The organism is Sanguibacter sp. Leaf3, from assembly GCF_001425965.1.
Lineage (GTDB): Bacteria > Actinomycetota > Actinomycetes > Actinomycetales > Cellulomonadaceae > Sanguibacter > Sanguibacter inulinus.
Genome location: NZ_LMRH01000004.1, coordinates 42,561 through 59,247, shown reverse-complemented (window position 1 = coordinate 59,247; position 16,687 = coordinate 42,561). Strand labels below are relative to the sequence as shown.

Genomic DNA, 16,687 nt, shown 5'->3' with positions numbered 1-16,687 from the left:
GAGGTAGAACCTATCGTCTGTCGTGCCCCGAGCGTGCACTGACACCCGGCGGCAGAGGTCACACCGCTGCTGCGGCGACGATCTCGGTCACCCGAGGCCGCCACCACTGACCAGGCCTCAGCCGATGCCTGTGGCCCATCCGACGAGCTCGAGCAGCGGCGCCGGGAAGACGCCGAGCACGACCACGAGCGCAGCGCACACCGCGACGGCCACGGCTGTGGGGCCCAGGCCCGTGACGACGGTGACCTGGGGCGCACCGTCCGCGAGCAGCACAGACGTCTGCGCCGGGCTGCTGGCCAGGCCCTCCGAGTCGCCCTCGACCCGAGCGCCCGGGGTGGCGGGTCCGTCCGGGACCAGGTCGGCAGGTCCGTCCGGGAGTGTCCCGGCAGGGTCCATGAAGAACATGATGACGATGATCCTGATGTAGAAGAACACCGCCACGGCAGAGGCGAGCACACCGACGACGGCGAGCACCTCGCCCGTCCCGAGCTGCGGGTTGCCCTCGACAGCCGCCGAGAAGGCACCGAACTTCGCGATGAAGCCCGCGGTCAGCGGGATCCCGGCGAAGGACAGCAGGAACACCGAGAAGCACGCGGCGAGCCAGGGGCTGCGCTTGCCGAGCCCGGCCCACTGGCCCAGGTGCGTGGCCTCGCCGAGGACCTCTCCCCCGCTGCCCCGCTCGCGGACGAGGGAGACGACGCCGAAGGCACCGACCGTGGCGACGCCGTAGGCGACGAGGTAGAAGATCACGGCCTTGATGCCCTGGGGGTTGAAGCCGAGGATCGCGACGAGCACGAAGCCCGCGTGCGCGATCGAGGAGTACCCGAGCATGCGCTTCATGTCGGTCTGGGTGGCACCGACGACCACACCGACGGCCATCGTGGCGATCGCGACGACCCACATCGCCGTCTTGAAGGACAGCAGCATGTCGAGCGTGCCGCCGAGCCCGCCGAACCAGAGGATCCGCACGAGCGCCCCGAAGGCGGCGATCTTGGTGCACGCCGCCATGAAGCCCGTGACCGGGGTGGGTGCGCCCTGGTAGACGTCGGGCACCCAGGCCTGGAAGGGCACCGCACCGACCTTGAACAGCAGACCGCAGACGACCATGAGGAAGCCGACGAGCCACAGCAGCTCCCAGCCGTCGGGCGAACCGCCCTGCACGACCGCGGTCGACGCGTTGGACAGGTCGGCGAAGCGCACCGAGCCCGAGTAGCCGTACAGCAGGGCCGAGCCGAAGAGGAAGATCGCCGAGGCGAAGGCACCGAGCACGAAGTACTTGAACGACGCCTCCTGCGACAGCAGCCTGCGCCGACGGGCCATGCCCGACATCACGTAGAGCGGCAGGGAGAGTACCTCGAGGGCGACGAACATGGTGAGCAGGTCGGCCGCTGCCGGGAAGATCAGCATCCCGCCGATCGCGAAGAGCAGGAGCGGGAAGACCTCGGTCTGCTCGAGGCCACGACGACGCGCGAGCTCCTCGTAGTCCGAGCCCGGGATCGCTGCGACGCTCGGCGCGAAGGCGTCCTGCCCGCTCGCGCTGCGGTCGACGACCACGAGCACGGCGAGGAAGGCCACGACGAGGATCGTGCCCTGGAACATCAGCGCGATGCCCTCGATCACGAGCGACCCGCCGAGGACGACGACGGCGCCAGGCTTGTCGGGGCCGAGCCACTCGACGCACTGCCAGACGACCACGAGCAGCGCGGCGACGAGCGCCACGAGGATCAGCGGCACCTGGACCGCGCGTCGGAGCCGCGCGGGGACGAAGGCCTCGACGAGGACCGCGAGCACACCGGCCCCGAAGACGACGAGGAGCGGCGCGACGGCGGTCCACTGCACCTCGGGCGGCGTGAAGCTCCCGGCCGCGACGACGGCTGTCGTGGTCGAGCCTCCGGCTGCGCTGGCTGCTGTGGTGAGGATCATGAGTCGCTCCCCTCGGTCTGTGCGTCGGAGAGCGGGACGACGTCGGCGACGCCGACCTGCTCGAGGGTGACTGCTGCGGGGTCGCGGACCAGGTCGAGCGCAGGCCCAGGTACGAAGCCGAGCACGAGGAGCGCGACGACCAGCGGGGCGACCACCCAGCGCTCGCGCGCCGAGAGGTCCCGCGTCCCGGCGAGCTCGGGCCGCACGGGGCCTGTGAAGATCCGCTGATAGGTCAGCAGCACGTAGAGCGCCGCGAGCACGACCACGAAGGCCGAGACGATCGCGGCGACGGGATACCTGCCGAAGGACCCGACGAGCACCATGATCTCGGAGACGAAGGTCGACAGACCCGGGAGCGACAGCGCGGAGAGCCCGGCCAGCAGAAAGACCCCCGCCAGGACCGGGGTGACCTTGGCCAGACCGCCGAGCTCGCTGATCCGGCGCGAGCGGCCTGTCACGGTCCGCCGGACGACGAAGCCGCCGACGAGGAACAGCAGCCCTGTCGAGATCCCGTGGTTGAGCATGTAGAACGAGGCACCCGAGACGCTGAGCTGGGTGAAGGCGAAGATGCCCAGGACGATCACGCCGAAGTGCGACACCGAGGTGTAGGCGACCAGGCGCATGAGGTCGTCCTGCCCGAGGGCGAGCAGCGCGCCGTAGAGGATCGACACGACAGCCAGCACGATCACCACCGGCGCCGCCCACCGGCTCGCGTCGGGGAACAGCGGGAGGCAGAGCGTGAGCATCCCGAAGGTGCCGACCTTGTCGAGCACACCGACCAGCAGGACGGAGGTGCCCGCGGGTGCGTGCTCGGCGGCGTCGGGCAGCCAGGAGTGCACGGGGAACATCGGGGCCTTGATCGCGAAGGCGAGGAAGAACCCGAGGAACAGCAGGCGCTCGGTCGTCTGGTCGAGGCCGAGCCCTGTGAGGTTGTCCGTGAGGAAGCCCTGCTCGCCCCCGGGCCCCTGGACGTAGAGCACGATCACCGCGGCGAGCATGACGAGCCCGCCGGCGAGGGAGAAGATGAGGAACTTGATCGCCGCGTACCGGCGGCGGGCGCCGTCGCCGAAGCCGCCGATCATGAAGTAGACCGGGACCAGCATGGCCTCGAAGACGACGTAGAAGAGGAACACGTCGCGCGCGCTGAAGACGAGCACCATGAAGGTCTGCAGCACGAGGACCAGCGCGAGGTAGTGGCGCAGACGCCCCTCGCCGGCCTCGCGGAGGACGACGTCGGTCGTGCTCTCGGGACCGGCAGCACCGGGAAGGCCGTCCGCGCCGGAGGCGTCGTCGGCGCCGACGACGCTGCCGACGCTGCCGACGCTGCCGACGGTGACCTTCGCGCGCCGGGTGCTCGCGGCACCGCTGACGCCCTGCTCGCGCCAGGCGGCGCCGATGACGAGCGGCACGAGGGCCACGCTCAGCACGACGAGCAGGAGTCCGACCCCGTCGACGGCCACGGCATAGCTCGCGCCGATCTGCGGGATCCACGCGTGCGTCTCGGCGAGCTGGTGGACGGCGGCCCTGGAGGTGTCGAAGGCCGCGACGGCGGCGACGACGAGCAGCACCTCGACGAGCGAGAAGGCGAGCGCGACGGGCCGAGCCAGCCTGCGCGAGCCGCGGGGCAGCGCCCACAGCACGAGCGCGCCGACGAGCGGCACGACGGCCAGCAGGGTGAGCCACGGGATGTTCGGGTCGATGGTCATCTGTCCGCCCCTCTCAGTTCCACACGAGCAGGACGACGACGACGAGGACACCGAACCCTGCGAGCATCATGGCCGCATAGGACCGGACGTAGCCGTTCTGGACCTTCTTCACGGCCTCGCCGAGCAGACCCAGGGCCCCTGCGGCTCCCATGAACCCGCCGTCGACGACCTTCTTGTCGGCGTAGACGAGGGACCGCGTGAGGTACTGCCCGGGTCGCATGACGAGGTTCTCGTTGACGACGTCCTGGTACAGGTCGGCGCGCGCGGCACGGGTCAGGACGCTGCCCGCGGGCGGCTCGACGGGGACCGTCGAGGCACCGTACTGGCGCCAGGCGAGGAAGGCCCCGCCGAGCACGAGCAGCAGCGTGAGGACCATGATCACCGGGACGGGCAGCACAGGCTCGTGGTGCTCGACGTGGCCGGTCACGGGCTCGAGCCAGGAGGCGAACGCTCCCCCGACCATGAGCAGACCACCGAGGGCTGCGGACCCGACGGCGAGGACCACCATCGGCACGGTCATGAGGGCGGGCGACTCGTGCGGGTGCCGTACCGGCAGCCCCGAGCCGTCGTCGCTCTCGACCCAGCGGTGCTGGCCGTGGAAGGTCATGAAGAACAGCCTGGACATGTAGAAGGCCGTGATCCCTGCGCCGACGAGGGCGACGAGGCCGAAGACCCACGGCTGCCAGCCGTGGCCGCCGTCAGCCGCGAAGGCGCTCTCGATGATCTTGTCCTTGCTCCAGAACCCTGAGAAGGGCGGGATGCCGAGGATCGCGAGCCAGCCGAGCCCGAAGGTCACCCAGGTGACCTTCATGACCGCGGAGAGCCCTCCGAACCTGCGCATGCTCACGTCGTCGGACATGCCGTGCATCACGGAACCGGCGCCGAGGAACATACCGGCCTTGAAGAACCCGTGGGTCAGCAGGTGGAAGATCGCGAAGGCGTAACCGATCGGGCCGAGGCCCGCGGCGAGCATCATGTAGCCGATCTGCGACATGGTCGAGGCGGCGAGGGTCTTCTTGATGTCGTCCTTGGCACAGCCGACGACAGCACCGAACACCAGGGTGACGGCGCCGACGACGGCGGTGACGAGCAGGGCGTCCGGGGCCAGCGTGAAGACCGGGCCGGACCTGACGACGAGGTAGACACCCGCGGTGACCATGGTGGCGGCGTGGATGAGCGCGGAGACGGGCGTCGGGCCGGCCATCGCGTCCCCGAGCCAGGACTGCAGGGGGAACTGGGCGCTCTTGCCGCAGGCCGCGACGAGCAGCATGAGGGCGATCGCGGTGAGGCGGCCCGTGTCGGTGGTCTCGGCCCCGGCGAAGACCGAGGCGAAGTCGACGGCACCGAAGGAGCTGAACATCAGCATGAGCGCGACGATCATGCCGACGTCGGCGACGCGGTTGACGATGAAGGCCTTCTTCGCGGCTGTCGCGTTGGCAGGGACGTGGTTCCAGAACCCGATGAGCAGGTAGGACGCGAGCCCCACACCCTCCCAGCCGACGAAGAGCAGCAGGTAGGAGTCGGCGAGCACGAGCAGCAGCATCGCCGCGACGAAGAGGTTGAGGTACGCGAAGAACCTGCGCCTGTCCGCGTCGTGCTCCATGTACGCGACCGAGTACAGGTGGATGAGGGTGCCCACGAAGCTCACGAGCAGCACGAAGGTCAGCGACAGCGGGTCGACCCGCAGGCCGACGTCGACCACGAGCGAGCCGGCGTCGAACCAGCGCCCGACGTGCACGTCGACGACGCGGTCGGCCGCGTCCCAGCCGAGCAGGGTGACCAGGTACACGGCGCCGAGCACGAAGGTCGCCGCCGAGGCGAGCACACCGAGCCAGTGGCCCCACGCGTCGGCGCGGCGGCCCGCGAGCAGCAGGATCCCGGCACCGACGAGCGGCACGACGACCAGCAACCAGGCAGAGTCGATCACAGAGGTGTCCACAGGTGTCCGCTCCCCGTCAGTTCTTCAGCAGGTTGACGTCGTCGACCGACGCAGACCTGCGGGTTCTAAAGATGGACACGATGATGGCGAGCCCGACGACCACCTCGGCGGCGGCGACGACCATCACGAAGAAGGCGATGACCTGGCCGCTGAGGTCTCCGTGCATGCGCGCGAAGGTGACGAAGGCGAGGTTGGAGGCGTTGAGCATGAGCTCGATGCCCATGAACACGATGATCGCGTTGCGGCGCAGGAGGACCGTCGCGGCGCCGATCGAGAACAGCAGGGCCGAGAGCACGAGGTAGTTGGACATGTCCATGTCAGCTCTCCTCCTCGGTCGTCCGCGGCGGGGTGGTGTCGCCCGCACCCGGGGCGACAGGGTCGGCCGTCGGCTCGCCGGGCCCGTCCGTGCGGTCCACGTCGTGCGACGGGCCCGAGCCGACACCCCGTGGTCCCTGGCCGGACAGGTGCGCGATCTGCGCGTCGAGCGGCGCCTGCCGCTCCTGCCCGCGCACCCGCAGCACCCGCGAGACCGAGGCCTCGATGGGTCGGCCCTGCGGGTCGAGGGCCGGGACGTCCATCGCGTTGCGCTGGGCGTAGACGCCCGGGGCGGGCAGCGGGACGAGCGACTCTCCGCTCGCGACCCGTGCGTCGGCGCGCTCCTTCTGACCCACGCGCGGGGTGAGCCGCTGCTTGTGGGTGAGTGTGAGGGCGGCGAGGGCAGCCGTGATGAGCAGGACGCCGACGACCTCGAGGTTGAACACGAAGTCGCCGAAGAGCACCCGGGCGATCGCGACGGGGTTGGTGTCGGCGTTCGCGGCCTCGAGACCGATGCCCGCGGGGAAGGACACCCGCAGGATCACACCCACGAGCACGGCGCCGAGCCCGATGCCGAGCAACCAGCCCACGAGCCGCTGACCACGGATGGTCTCGACGAGGGAGTCCGAGGCGTCGACACCGACGAGCATGATGACGAAGAGGAAGAGCATCATCACGGCGCCCGTGTAGACGACGATCTGCACGATGCCGAGGAACGGCGCCTCGAGGGCGACGTACATGACGGCCAGGCAGACCATGACGAAGACGACGCAGAGCGTGGCGTGCACGGCCTTGCGGGCGAAGAGCAGCCCGAGCGCGGCGATCACCATGAGCGGCGCGAGGCACCAGAAGAGGACGGCCTCCGCCCCGCTCGTCACGAGCGGCCCGTCCCGGTCGGTGCGGGTGCTGTCGCGGGTGCCGGTTCTGCTGCAGGCCCCGAGGCACCCCGCCCGGCGGCGGCGCGCGCCGTCTCGAGCGTCGGGTCGTCGGGCCTGTGCTCGGCGACCCACGCGACCTGCTCGGGCGTCGGCCCGGTGACCTCGCCGCGGTAGTACTGGGTGTCCTCGGTCCCGGGGACCATCGGGTGCGGTGCGGCGAGCATGCCGTCGCGCAGCGGGGCCAAGAGGTCCTCCTTCTCGAAGATCAGCCCGGCACGTGTCGGGCCCGTCAGCTCGTACTCGTTGGTCATGGTGAGCGCGCGGGTCGGGCAGGCCTCGATGCACAGGCCGCAGAAGATGCAGCGCAGATAGTTGATCTGGTAGACGCTCCCGTACCGCTCACCTGGTGACCTGTGGCCGCCGTCGGGGAGGTCGGCGTTGCTCGCGCCCTCGACGTAGATGGCGTCCGCGGGGCAGGCCCAGGCGCAGAGCTCGCAACCGATGCACTTCTCGAGGCCGTCGGCATAGCGGTTGAGCTGGTGCCGGCCGTGGTAGCGGGGCTTGGTGGGCACCTTCTCGAAGGGGTACTGCTCCGTGACTGTGGGCCGGAACATCGAGGAGAAGGTCACGCCGAATCCCGCGACGGGCGCGATGAGCTCGCGGACCCCCGACGCGGCCGGGCGCAGCTGCTGGTACCCGGCTGCGCCGTCGGTCGAGCCTGTTGCAGGTCCGCCGGTCGTCTCGCGGTCCCCGTCACTGCTGTGCGTGCCGTGCGTGCCGTGCGTGCCGTGGTCACTCATCGTCGGTCTCCTTCGCGTGGGCCGTGGAGCTGTCGGACGCTGCTGCTGAGACGCCTGGGCCACCTGGACCTGCGGAGATCGCCGCCGTGGCTCGCTGGCGCCGCGCTGCACGCGGTGAGGGCGGGAGCGACTGACCGGGCAGCGGGGGGACGGGATATCCGCCCGCGAAGGCGTCGAAGGGCTCGCCGTCCGCAGCACCTCCGGTGCCCGCAGCCCCGCCAGCTCCCGCAGACTCCTGCGCCGACGCAGGCTGCTTCTCGGGCCAGAACCTCAGCACCAGCATCGCCAGCAGGGCGACCGCGAAGACCACGACCCCGACGGTCTGGAGGTCGACGCCGCTGAACTCGCGGACGCCGCGGACCACCGAGACGCAGACGATCCAGGCGAGGGCGGCCGGGATGAGCACCTTCCAGCCGAAGCGCATGAACTGGTCGTAGCGCAGGCGCAGGACCGTCCCGCGGATCCACACGAAGAGGAACATGAAGCCCCACATCTTCACGAGGAACCAGAGGATGGGCCACCAGCCCTCGTTGAACATGCCGTCGTTGATCGCGGAGATCGGGAAGGGGGCGCGCCACCCGCCGAGGAACAGCGTCGTGGCGACTGCGGAGACGTTGATCATGTTGATGTACTCGGCGAGGAAGAACCACGCGAACTTCATCGAGGAGTACTCGGTCATGTACCCGGAGACGAGCTCACCCTCGGCCTCGGGGAGGTCGAAGGGCAGACGGTTGGTCTCGCCGACCATCGAGATCACGTAGATGAGGAAGGCCGGGAACAGCGGCAGGATCAGCCAGTACTCGGTCTGGTAGTCGACGATGTCACCCGTCGACATCGAGCCGACCATGATGAACACGCTCACGAGGGACAGTCCCATCGCGAGCTCGTAGCTGATGACCTGCGCCGTCGAGCGGACCGAGCCGAGCAGCGGGTACGTGGAGCCCGAGGACCAGCCGCCGAGCACGATCCCGTACACGCCGACCGACGCGCAGGCGAGGATGTACAGGACAGCGACGGGGAAGTCGGTCAGCTGCGCGGGTGTCGAGATGTTCGTGAAGGGGATGGTCACCTGCGGTCCGAGCGGGATGACCGCGAAGGTCAGCAGCGCGCAGAAGACCGAGATCATCGGCGCGACGAGGTAGACGATCTTGTCGGCCGCCTTGACGGTGATGTCTTCTTTGAGGAGCAGCTTCATCGCGTCGGCGAGGGACTGCAGGAGCCCGAAGGGCCCGTGCACGTTGGGCCCGGGCCGCACCTGCATGCGGGCGACCACCTTGCGCTCGAACCAGATCGCGATGAGCACGCTCGTCAGCAAGAACACGAGGATGAGGACGGCCTTGACGAGGTAGGTCCAGAAGGTGTCGTTCGAGAAGTCGACCATCACGCACCGTGCCCTTCGACGGAGGTCGGTACGGCGCCGGCGGCGCGCACCTGGACGACTGCGCCGGGCGAGACGCCGAGGGTGCTGTGCACCTGCGACCCCGGGGAGTTGAGCGGCACCCAGACGACGTGGTCCGGCATGTCCGTCACGACGAGCGGGAGCGTGATCGCGCCTGTCGACGTGGACACCTCGACCGACGAGGGCAGGTCACCGCCGACAGGCGCCGCACCCTTGCCTGCACCGGTCACGAGCGCCGCCGCGGTCGCGGCCGACATCCGGGCGACAGGCCGCTTGGCCGTCCCGGCCAGGAAGAGCTCGCCGTCCTGGGCCCGCCCGCAGTCGAGGAGCATCCGCCACCCGGCGAGCACGGCCTGACCCGGCTGGAGCCCCGCAGGCTCGGTCACGGGCTCGGCCGGAGCCTCGACCCGCGCACCGTCCCAGCCGGCGAGCTGCTCGATCTCGGCGCGTACGGCGTCGAGCGACCCCAGACCGAGCGAGACTCCCATGACGTCAGCGACGGCGTCGAGCACCCTGTGGTCGGACAGCGCAGAGGAGTCGAGGGCCGCGGGGAAGGGCCGGATGCGCCCCTCCCAGCTCCAGTACGCGCCGGCCTTCTCGGCTGGCGGGGCGACGGGGAAGACCACGTCCGCGTGCTCGGTCACGTCGCTCGCCCGCACCTCGAGCGAGACGACGAAGTCCGCCACCTCGAGGGCACCGCGCGCCGCGACAGGGTCGGGCAGGTCGGCGAGCTCGAGACCGCCGACGACCACACCACGCAGCCGCCCCTCGGCGAGGGCCGAGACGATCCCGGCCGTGTCGAGGCCCGGGGTCTGCGGGAGGGTGTCGACCGACCACGCGGCCGCGAGGTCGACCCGCGCCGCAGCGTCGGAGACCGGTCGACCGCCCGGCAGCAGGGTGGGCAGGGTGCCGGTCTCGACACCGCCGCGCTCACCAGCACGCCGCGGGACCCAGGCGACCCGTGCGCCTGTGCGCTCGGCGAGCCGCAGCACGGCGGAGAGGCCCCCGGGGACGCCTGCGAGACGCTCCCCGACGAGGATCACGCCCCGGCCGCCGTCCGCGAGCGCGTCGTGCACGTGGGCGAGGTCGTCATCGGTCCCGACGGCGTCGAGCACCTCGGGCTCGGTCCCCGGCGCAGCGGGGAGCAGCTCGCCGCCCCGGTCGCCGATCCGCAGCAGACCGCGCGAGGCGAAGGGCGCGATGCTGAAGGCCCGCAGACCACGGGTCTTGGCGGCCTTGCGCAGCCTGAGGAACACGACCCCGGCTTCTTCCTCGGGCTCGAGCCCGACGAGCAGCACGGCCGAGGCCGACTCGAGGGCGTCGAAGGTGACACCCAGACCAGAACCGGCGACGGCGTGCCCGAGGAAGGCGAGCTCTTCGTCGGAGTGCACCCGGGCACGGTGGTCGACGTCGTTGGTGCCGAGCACCACCCGGGCGAACTTCGCGTAGGCGTAGGCGTCTTCGATCGTCAGCCGACCGCCGGGCAGCACACCGACACCGCCGGCCGAGCGCCTGTCCGCCGTGCACGCGGCCCGCAGACCGGCGGCGGCCGCGTCGAAGGCCTCCATCCAGCTGGCCGGGCGCAGCTCGCCGCGGAAGCCGTCGGCCCCGCGCTCGCGGATCATCGGTGTGGTGATGCGGTCCGGCGCGGTCTGCCACGTGAAGGCAAAACGGTCCTTGTCGGTGATCCACTCCTCGTTGACCGCAGGGTCCTCCCCCGCCAGCCGGCGCATCACGGTGCCGCGGCGGTGGTCGACGCGGATCGCCGATCCCGAGGAGTCGTGCTCGGCGACCGACGGCGTCGAGACCAGGTCGAAGGGACGGGACCGGAACCTGTAGGCGGCCCCGGTCAGGGCACCGACCGGGCAGATCTGCACGGTGTTGCCGGAGAAGTACGACGCGAAGGGCTGCCCGGACTCGTCGGGCTCGGCGCCGCCCGTGGGCCTGTCGCCCGGGCCCTCGGGGTCCGCGAAGCCGAGCACGTCGGTGTCGAAGCGGCCGATCTGCTGCTGCGCGCCACGCTTCTGCAGGTCGATGAAGGCGTCTCCGGCGATCTGCTTGGAGAACCTCGTGCAGCGCTGGCACAGCACGCAGCGCTCACGGTCGAGGAGGATCTCGGTCGAGATCGAGATCGGCTTGGGGAAGGTCCGCTTGACGTCGACGAAGCGGCTGCTCGGCCGACCGTTGCTCATGGCCTGGTTCTGCAGGGGGCACTCGCCGCCCTTGTCGCAGACGGGGCAGTCGAGCGGGTGGTTGATGAGCAGCAGCTCCATGACACCCTTCTGCGCCTTGTCGGCGACAGCCGAGGTGTGCTGGGTCTTGACGACCATGCCCGGCGTCGCCTCGAGGGTGCAGGAGGCCTGCGGCTTGGGCATCGGACGGACGTTGCCCTCGCGGTCGGGCATCGCGACGTCGACGAGGCACTGGCGGCACGCGCCGGCGGGCTCGAGCAGCGGGTGGTCGCAGAACCTCGGGATCTGCACCCCGACCTGCTCGGCTGCGCGGATGACGAGGGTGCCCTTGGGCACGGAGACCTCGACGCCGTCGAGGGTGAAGCTGATGTGGTCGGGCCGTGCCGGCGGCTCGGCCTGTGCGCCCTTGTCGACAGCGCCTTTGTTGTCGGTGACGGTCATCAGTGGCCTCCTGCGCCGGCTCCTGCGAGCGCAGCGGCCCGCGTCCTCGGCGGATAGTCGAACAGGGCGGAGCGCGCGGGTGGGAACAGCTCGCTCGCGGGGGTGTGCATCCCGGCCTCGAACTCCTCCCGGAAGTACTGGACGGCTGAGGTGATGCACGAGGTGGCACCGTCGCCGAGGGCGCAGAACGCACGACCGAGGATGTTGTCGCAGGTGTCGAGGAGCGTGTCGATGTCGCCCTGGGTGCCCTGCCCGGCCTCGAGGCGCCGGAGCACCTGCTTGAGCCAGTACGTGCCCTCACGGCACGGGGTGCACTTGCCGCAGGACTCGTGGGCGTAGAACTCGGTCCACCGGGTCACGGCACGGACCACCGAGGTGGTCTCGTCGAAGATCTGCAGCGCCCGGGTGCCGAGCATGGAACCTGCTGCGGCGACAGACTCGTAGTCGAGCGGGACGTCGAGGTGCTCGGCCGTGAAGATCGGCGTCGACGACCCGCCGGGCGTCCAGAACTTCAGCTCGTGCCCCTCCCGGACGCCCCCGGCCATGTCGAGCAGCTCACGGAGGGTGATGCCGAGCGGTGCCTCGTACTGGCCTGGACGCGTGACGTGGCCCGAGAGCGAGAACAGCCCGTGGCCAGCCGACCGCTCGGTCCCCATGGACGTGAACCAGGAGGCCCCGCGGGCGACGATCTGCGGCACGGAGGCGACAGACTCGACGTTGTTGACGACTGTCGGCCGGGCGTAGAGACCCGCGACCGCCGGGAACGGCGGCTTGAGCCTCGGCTGGCCGCGCAGCCCTTCGAGGGAGTCGAGCAGCGCGGTCTCCTCGCCACAGATGTACGCACCCGCGCCGGCGTGCACGGTGACGTCGAGGTCGAATCCCGAGCCGAGCACGTCCTTGCCGAGGAACCCCGCGGCGTAGGCCTCCTCGACGGCCTTGAGCAGCCTGCGGTAGACGTGCAGGACCTCCCCGCGGACGTAGATGAAGGCGTGGTGGCAGCCGATCGCGTAGGAGGTGATGGCCACCCCCTCGACGAGGGTCTGCGGTGTGGCGAGCATGAGCGGGATGTCTTTGCAGGTCCCCGGCTCGGACTCGTCGGCGTTGACCACGAGGTACCGCGGGCCACCGTCGGGCGCGGGCAGGAAGCCCCACTTCATGCCCGTCGGGAACCCTGCACCGCCTCGGCCGCGCAGACCTGAGTCCTTGACGGTCTGGACGACGTCGGCTGCAGGCTGGGCGAGGGCGGCGCGCAGCCCCTCGTACCCGCCGTTCGCGAGATAGGTCTCCAGCGTCCAGGAGCGCTCGGCGTCCCAGTGCGCGGAGAGGACCGGTGCGAGCTCGGTGCTCATCGCTCCCCCTCGGTGGTCGTCGACGTGGTGTCGGCGGCCGCAGGATCGGTCTTCTCGTCGGCGGCCGGGGTCGGCTCGTCGGTCGACGTGGTGGTGGCCGGCGAGGTGTCGGCCGGGGTCTCCTCGGTGCGCTCGGCGCTCGACTGCTCGGCACCCGTCGACGGTGTCGCGTCGGCGACCCCGCTGCCCTGGGCCGGAGCGTCCTCGTCGGGGGTCTGGTCTTCGGCACCGGTCCCACCCGGGCCGTCGGCACCTGCCGTCCACCCGTGCTCGCGCGCCAGCCGGGTCCCCCGGGTGGTGGGCTCACCGGCCCCGACACCCTCGTCGGCGCGGCCGTCCGTGAACCCTGCGAGCACGCGGGACATCTGCTTGAAGGAGCACACCGACGACGCACCGCGCGTCGGCGCGACGTCCTTGCCCAGACGCAGGTCGTCGACGACGCCGCGGGCGCTCGCCGGGGTCTGCTGGTCGAAGAACTCCCAGTTGACCATCATCACCGGGGCGTAGTCGCAGGCCGCGTTGCACTCGATCCGCTCGAGGGTCACCGCACCGTCGTCGGTCGTCTCGTCATGGCCGATCCCCAGGTGCTCGGACAGCTCGTCGAAGATCTCGTCGCCGCCCATGATCGCGCAGAGCGTGTTGGTGCAGACCCCGACCGTGTACTCACCGTTCGGGCGGCGCTTGTACTGCGTGTAGAACGTCGCGACAGCCGAGACCTCGGCCGGGGTGAGGTCGAGGATCCCCGCGCAGAACGTGATGCCCGAGCGGGAGACGTAGCCGTCCTCGGACTGGACGAGGTGCAGCATCGGCAGGAGCGCGGAGCGGGCCTGCGGATACCGGGCGACGATCTGGTGGGCGTCGGCGGTCAGCCGGGCGAGGGTGACCTCGTCGTAGCCGGTCCCCGTGGGGCCGACAGGTCGCTGCCCGGCGGGCTGGGTCTCGAGGCTCATCGGTCCACACCTCCCAGGACTGGGTCGAGCGAGGCGACCGCGACGACGACGTCGGCGACCTGGCCGCCCTCGCACATCAGGGCGACGGCCTGCAGGTTGTTGAAGGACGGGTCGCGGAAGTGCGCCCTGTAGGGACGGGTGCCGCCGTCCGAGACCAGGTGGACGCCGAGCTCGCCGCGGGGGTGCTCGACGGTCTGGAACACCTGCCCGGCTGGGACCCTGAAGCCCTCGGTCACGAGCTTGAAGTGGTGGATGAGAGCCTCCATCGACTGCCCCATGATCTCCCTGATGTGCTCGAAGGAGTTGCCCGCACCGTCGGTTCCGACGGCCAGCTGCGCAGGCCACGCGATCTTCTTGTCGGCGACCATCACGGGTTCACCCACGGAGCGCTCGAGCCGCTCGATGCACTGCGCAGCGATCTTGAGCGACTGATAGCACTCTTCGATGCGCAGCACGACGCGGGAGTAGCAGTCGGCGTCGGTCGAGGTCGGGACGTCGAAGTCGTAGGTCTCGTAGCCGCAGTACGGCGCGGACTTGCGGACGTCGTAGGGCAGACCCGCCGAGCGGAGCACCGGACCTGTCACCCCGAGGGCCATGCAGCCCGCGAGGTTGAGGTGCCCTGTGCCGACGAGCCTGGACTTGAAGATCGGGTTGGCGAGCATGAGGTCGCTCAGCTGCGCGAGGTACTTGCGGACCTCGGTGTCCATGTGCCAGAAGTCTTCGGACAGTCCCGCCGGCACGTCCTGCGCGACACCTCCGGGGCGGATGAACGCGTGGTTCATGCGCAGACCCGTGACTGACTCGAAGATCCGCAAGATCTCCTCGCGGGCCGTGAAGGAGATGGTCATGACCGTCGTCGCGCCCATCTCGTTGCCGCCGGTCCCCAGGCACACCAGGTGGCTCGCGACCCTGTTGAGCTCCATGAGCAGCACCCGGATCACCTGCGCGCGCTCGGGGACGTCGTCCTCGATGCCCAGCAGCCGCTCGATCCCGAGGCAGTACGCGGCCTCCTGGAAGAACGGCGCCAGGTAGTCCATCCGCGTGCAGAAGGCGACACCCTGGGTCCAGGTGCGGAACTCCATGTTCTTCTCGATGCCCGTGTGCAGGTAGCCGACCCCGCAGCGCGCCTCGGTCACGGTCTCGCCGTCGATCTCGAGCATGAGGCGCAGGACCCCGTGGGTCGAGGGGTGCTGGGGACCCATGTTGACGACGATGCGCTCTTCGCCCAGCTCGGCGATCTCGGCCGCGATCTCGTCCCAGTCCCCGCCCGAGGACTCGAAGGACGGGACCGACGTGTCCTCGACAGGCGGGCGTGCGGCGTGCGGCCGGGCGGCCCCCGGCGCCGGTCCGGTCGACCTGGCGCTGCTCTGCGTGCTCACGAGTAGGACCTCCTCTGGTCCGGCGGGGGCACCGTCGCACCCTTGTACTCCACGGGGATGCCACCGAGCGGATAGTCCTTGCGCTGCGGGTGGCCGGGCCAGTCGTCAGGCATCGCGATCCGGGCCAGAGCCGGATGACCGTCGAAGACGATCCCGAAGAAGTCCCAGGTCTCGCGCTCGTGCCAGTCGTTCGTCGGGTAGACCGTCGTGGTCGTCGGGATGTGCGGGTGGGAGTCGGGGACGGTGACCTCGAGGCGCAAGGACCGGCCGTGGGTGATCGACGTCAGGTGGTACACCGCGTGGAGCTCACGCCCGACGTCACCGGGATAGTGCACGCCCGAGACACCCAGGCTCAGCTCGAAGCGGAGGTCCTGGTCGTCGCGCAGCGCCTGGCACACCGCGACGATGTGCTCCGGCCGCACGTGGATGGTCAGCTCGGTCCGCGCACCCGAACCGGCGGGCGGGTCGACCACCACACCCTCCACAGCAGCGTCGAAGGCTGTCCCACCCTCGGCCAGCACCTCGGCGAGGACGTCGACCACCTCGTCGTACCAGCCGCCGTAGGGCCTCGGCGTCGCGAGCGGCCGGGTGACCGGGCGGACGAGACCGCCGAAGCCTGAGGTGTCCCCCGAGCCGTGAGCGCCGAACATGCCTGTGCGGACCTCGACCACCTCGAGCTCTTCACGCCCCTCGGGAGCCGCCGGGGCCGCGAGCACGTCGCCGCCGGCTGTCACGTCGGTCCGCGGCTCGGCCGCCGACCCTCCCGTCGTGCCGGGGTCTTTCTCCGTCATCGCAGCAGCCCCTTCATCGCGGAGGTCGGGGTCGCCTCGAGCGCGGCGGCCTCGGCGGCGCGGGCTGCCTCCCGGCGGTTGACGCCGAGCGGCTGGTCCTGGATCTGCTGGTGCAGCGCGAGGATCGAGTTGATGAGCATCTCGGGGCGGGGCGGGCACCCGGGCAGGTAGATGTCCACGGGAACGATGTGGTCGACACCCTGGACGATCGCGTAGTTGTTGAACATGCCGCCGCTCGACGCGCACACACCCATCGACAGCACCCACTTGGGCTCGGGCATCTGGTCGTAGACCTGACGGACCACCGGAGCCATCTTCTGGCTCACGCGTCCCGCGACGATCATGAGGTCCGCCTGGCGCGGCGACGCGCGGAACACCTCCATGCCGAAGCGCGAGAGGTCGAAGCGGCTCGCGCCCGCCGCCATCATCTCGATCGCGCAGCACGCGAGCCCGAAGGTCACCGGCCACAGCGAACCCTTGCGGAAGTACCCCGCAAGGTCTTCGACGGTGGTCAGGAGGAATCCTGAGGGAGCTTCTTCGATCCCCATGTCGTCAGTACCTCTCGTCGCGTGGCGTGGCCGAGGTCGGACAGGCTCGCAGCGCGGTCGAGACGCGCGACGGTCCT

Annotated in this window: 13 protein-coding genes; all 13 read right to left on the bottom strand. The window is 70.4% G+C overall.

Translation table 11 applies throughout. From position 1 onward, the window contains the following. Positions 1-117: 117 nt before the first annotated feature. The 13 genes from nuoN to ASG53_RS17685 are packed head-to-tail and all read right to left on the bottom strand — an operon-like array spanning position 118 to position 16,610. Positions 118-1,923, bottom strand: coding sequence for an NADH-quinone oxidoreductase subunit NuoN (nuoN, locus tag ASG53_RS17745; protein WP_082544191.1), 1,806 nt, complete (start codon positions 1,921-1,923; stop codon positions 118-120). Continuing rightward, a complete protein-coding gene (locus tag ASG53_RS17740) occupies positions 1,920-3,629 on the bottom strand; it encodes an NADH-quinone oxidoreductase subunit M (protein ID WP_056136590.1) in 1,710 nt (569 codons plus the stop codon). The genes nuoN and ASG53_RS17740 overlap by 4 nt, the downstream gene beginning before the upstream one ends. Before the next feature lie 13 nt (positions 3,630-3,642). Beyond that, the gene (gene nuoL / locus ASG53_RS17735) at positions 3,643-5,556 is read right to left on the bottom strand and encodes an NADH-quinone oxidoreductase subunit L (RefSeq protein ID WP_056137085.1); all 1,914 of its coding nucleotides are present in this window, start codon (positions 5,554-5,556) and stop codon (positions 3,643-3,645) included. Positions 5,557-5,584: 28 nt separating this feature from the next. Then, the gene (gene nuoK / locus ASG53_RS17730; RefSeq protein ID WP_012865773.1) at positions 5,585-5,884 is read right to left on the bottom strand and encodes an NADH-quinone oxidoreductase subunit NuoK; all 300 of its coding nucleotides are present in this window, start codon (positions 5,882-5,884) and stop codon (positions 5,585-5,587) included. A 1-nt stretch (position 5,885) separates the two neighbouring features. Next, entirely contained in the window at positions 5,886-6,761 is an 876-nt protein-coding gene (locus ASG53_RS17725; protein ID WP_056136588.1) for an NADH-quinone oxidoreductase subunit J, read from the bottom strand. Continuing rightward, complete coding sequence (gene nuoI / locus ASG53_RS17720) at positions 6,758-7,561, bottom strand: NADH-quinone oxidoreductase subunit NuoI (protein WP_082544189.1); 804 nt, start codon at positions 7,559-7,561, stop codon at positions 6,758-6,760. The genes ASG53_RS17725 and nuoI overlap by 4 nt, the downstream gene beginning before the upstream one ends. After that, positions 7,554-8,942 (bottom strand): NADH-quinone oxidoreductase subunit NuoH, encoded by a 1,389-nt coding sequence (gene nuoH / locus ASG53_RS17715; RefSeq protein WP_056136586.1) that lies wholly within the window; start codon positions 8,940-8,942, stop codon positions 7,554-7,556. Before nuoH ends, nuoI begins: the two co-directional genes overlap by 8 nt. Then, on the bottom strand, positions 8,942-11,593 hold the full coding sequence (locus ASG53_RS17710; protein WP_056136584.1) for an NADH-quinone oxidoreductase subunit G: 2,652 nt from the start codon (positions 11,591-11,593) through the stop codon (positions 8,942-8,944). The genes nuoH and ASG53_RS17710 overlap by 1 nt, the downstream gene beginning before the upstream one ends. Beyond that, complete coding sequence (gene nuoF / locus ASG53_RS17705; protein WP_056136582.1) at positions 11,593-12,942, bottom strand: NADH-quinone oxidoreductase subunit NuoF; 1,350 nt, start codon at positions 12,940-12,942, stop codon at positions 11,593-11,595. The genes ASG53_RS17710 and nuoF overlap by 1 nt, the downstream gene beginning before the upstream one ends. After that, positions 12,939-13,892 (bottom strand): NADH-quinone oxidoreductase subunit NuoE, encoded by a 954-nt coding sequence (nuoE, locus tag ASG53_RS17700; RefSeq protein WP_056136581.1) that lies wholly within the window; start codon positions 13,890-13,892, stop codon positions 12,939-12,941. Before nuoE ends, nuoF begins: the two co-directional genes overlap by 4 nt. Beyond that, positions 13,889-15,271 carry an NADH-quinone oxidoreductase subunit D gene (locus ASG53_RS17695; protein ID WP_056136578.1) on the bottom strand — a complete coding sequence of 461 codons (1,383 nt, stop codon included), beginning with the start codon at positions 15,269-15,271 and terminating at the stop codon, positions 13,889-13,891. The genes nuoE and ASG53_RS17695 overlap by 4 nt, the downstream gene beginning before the upstream one ends. Beyond that, positions 15,268-16,062 carry an NADH-quinone oxidoreductase subunit C gene (locus ASG53_RS17690; protein ID WP_056136575.1) on the bottom strand — a complete coding sequence of 265 codons (795 nt, stop codon included), beginning with the start codon at positions 16,060-16,062 and terminating at the stop codon, positions 15,268-15,270. The genes ASG53_RS17695 and ASG53_RS17690 overlap by 4 nt, the downstream gene beginning before the upstream one ends. Continuing rightward, positions 16,059-16,610, bottom strand: coding sequence for a NuoB/complex I 20 kDa subunit family protein (locus ASG53_RS17685; protein ID WP_056136574.1), 552 nt, complete (start codon positions 16,608-16,610; stop codon positions 16,059-16,061). The genes ASG53_RS17690 and ASG53_RS17685 overlap by 4 nt, the downstream gene beginning before the upstream one ends. Positions 16,611-16,687: the final 77 nt, after the last annotated feature.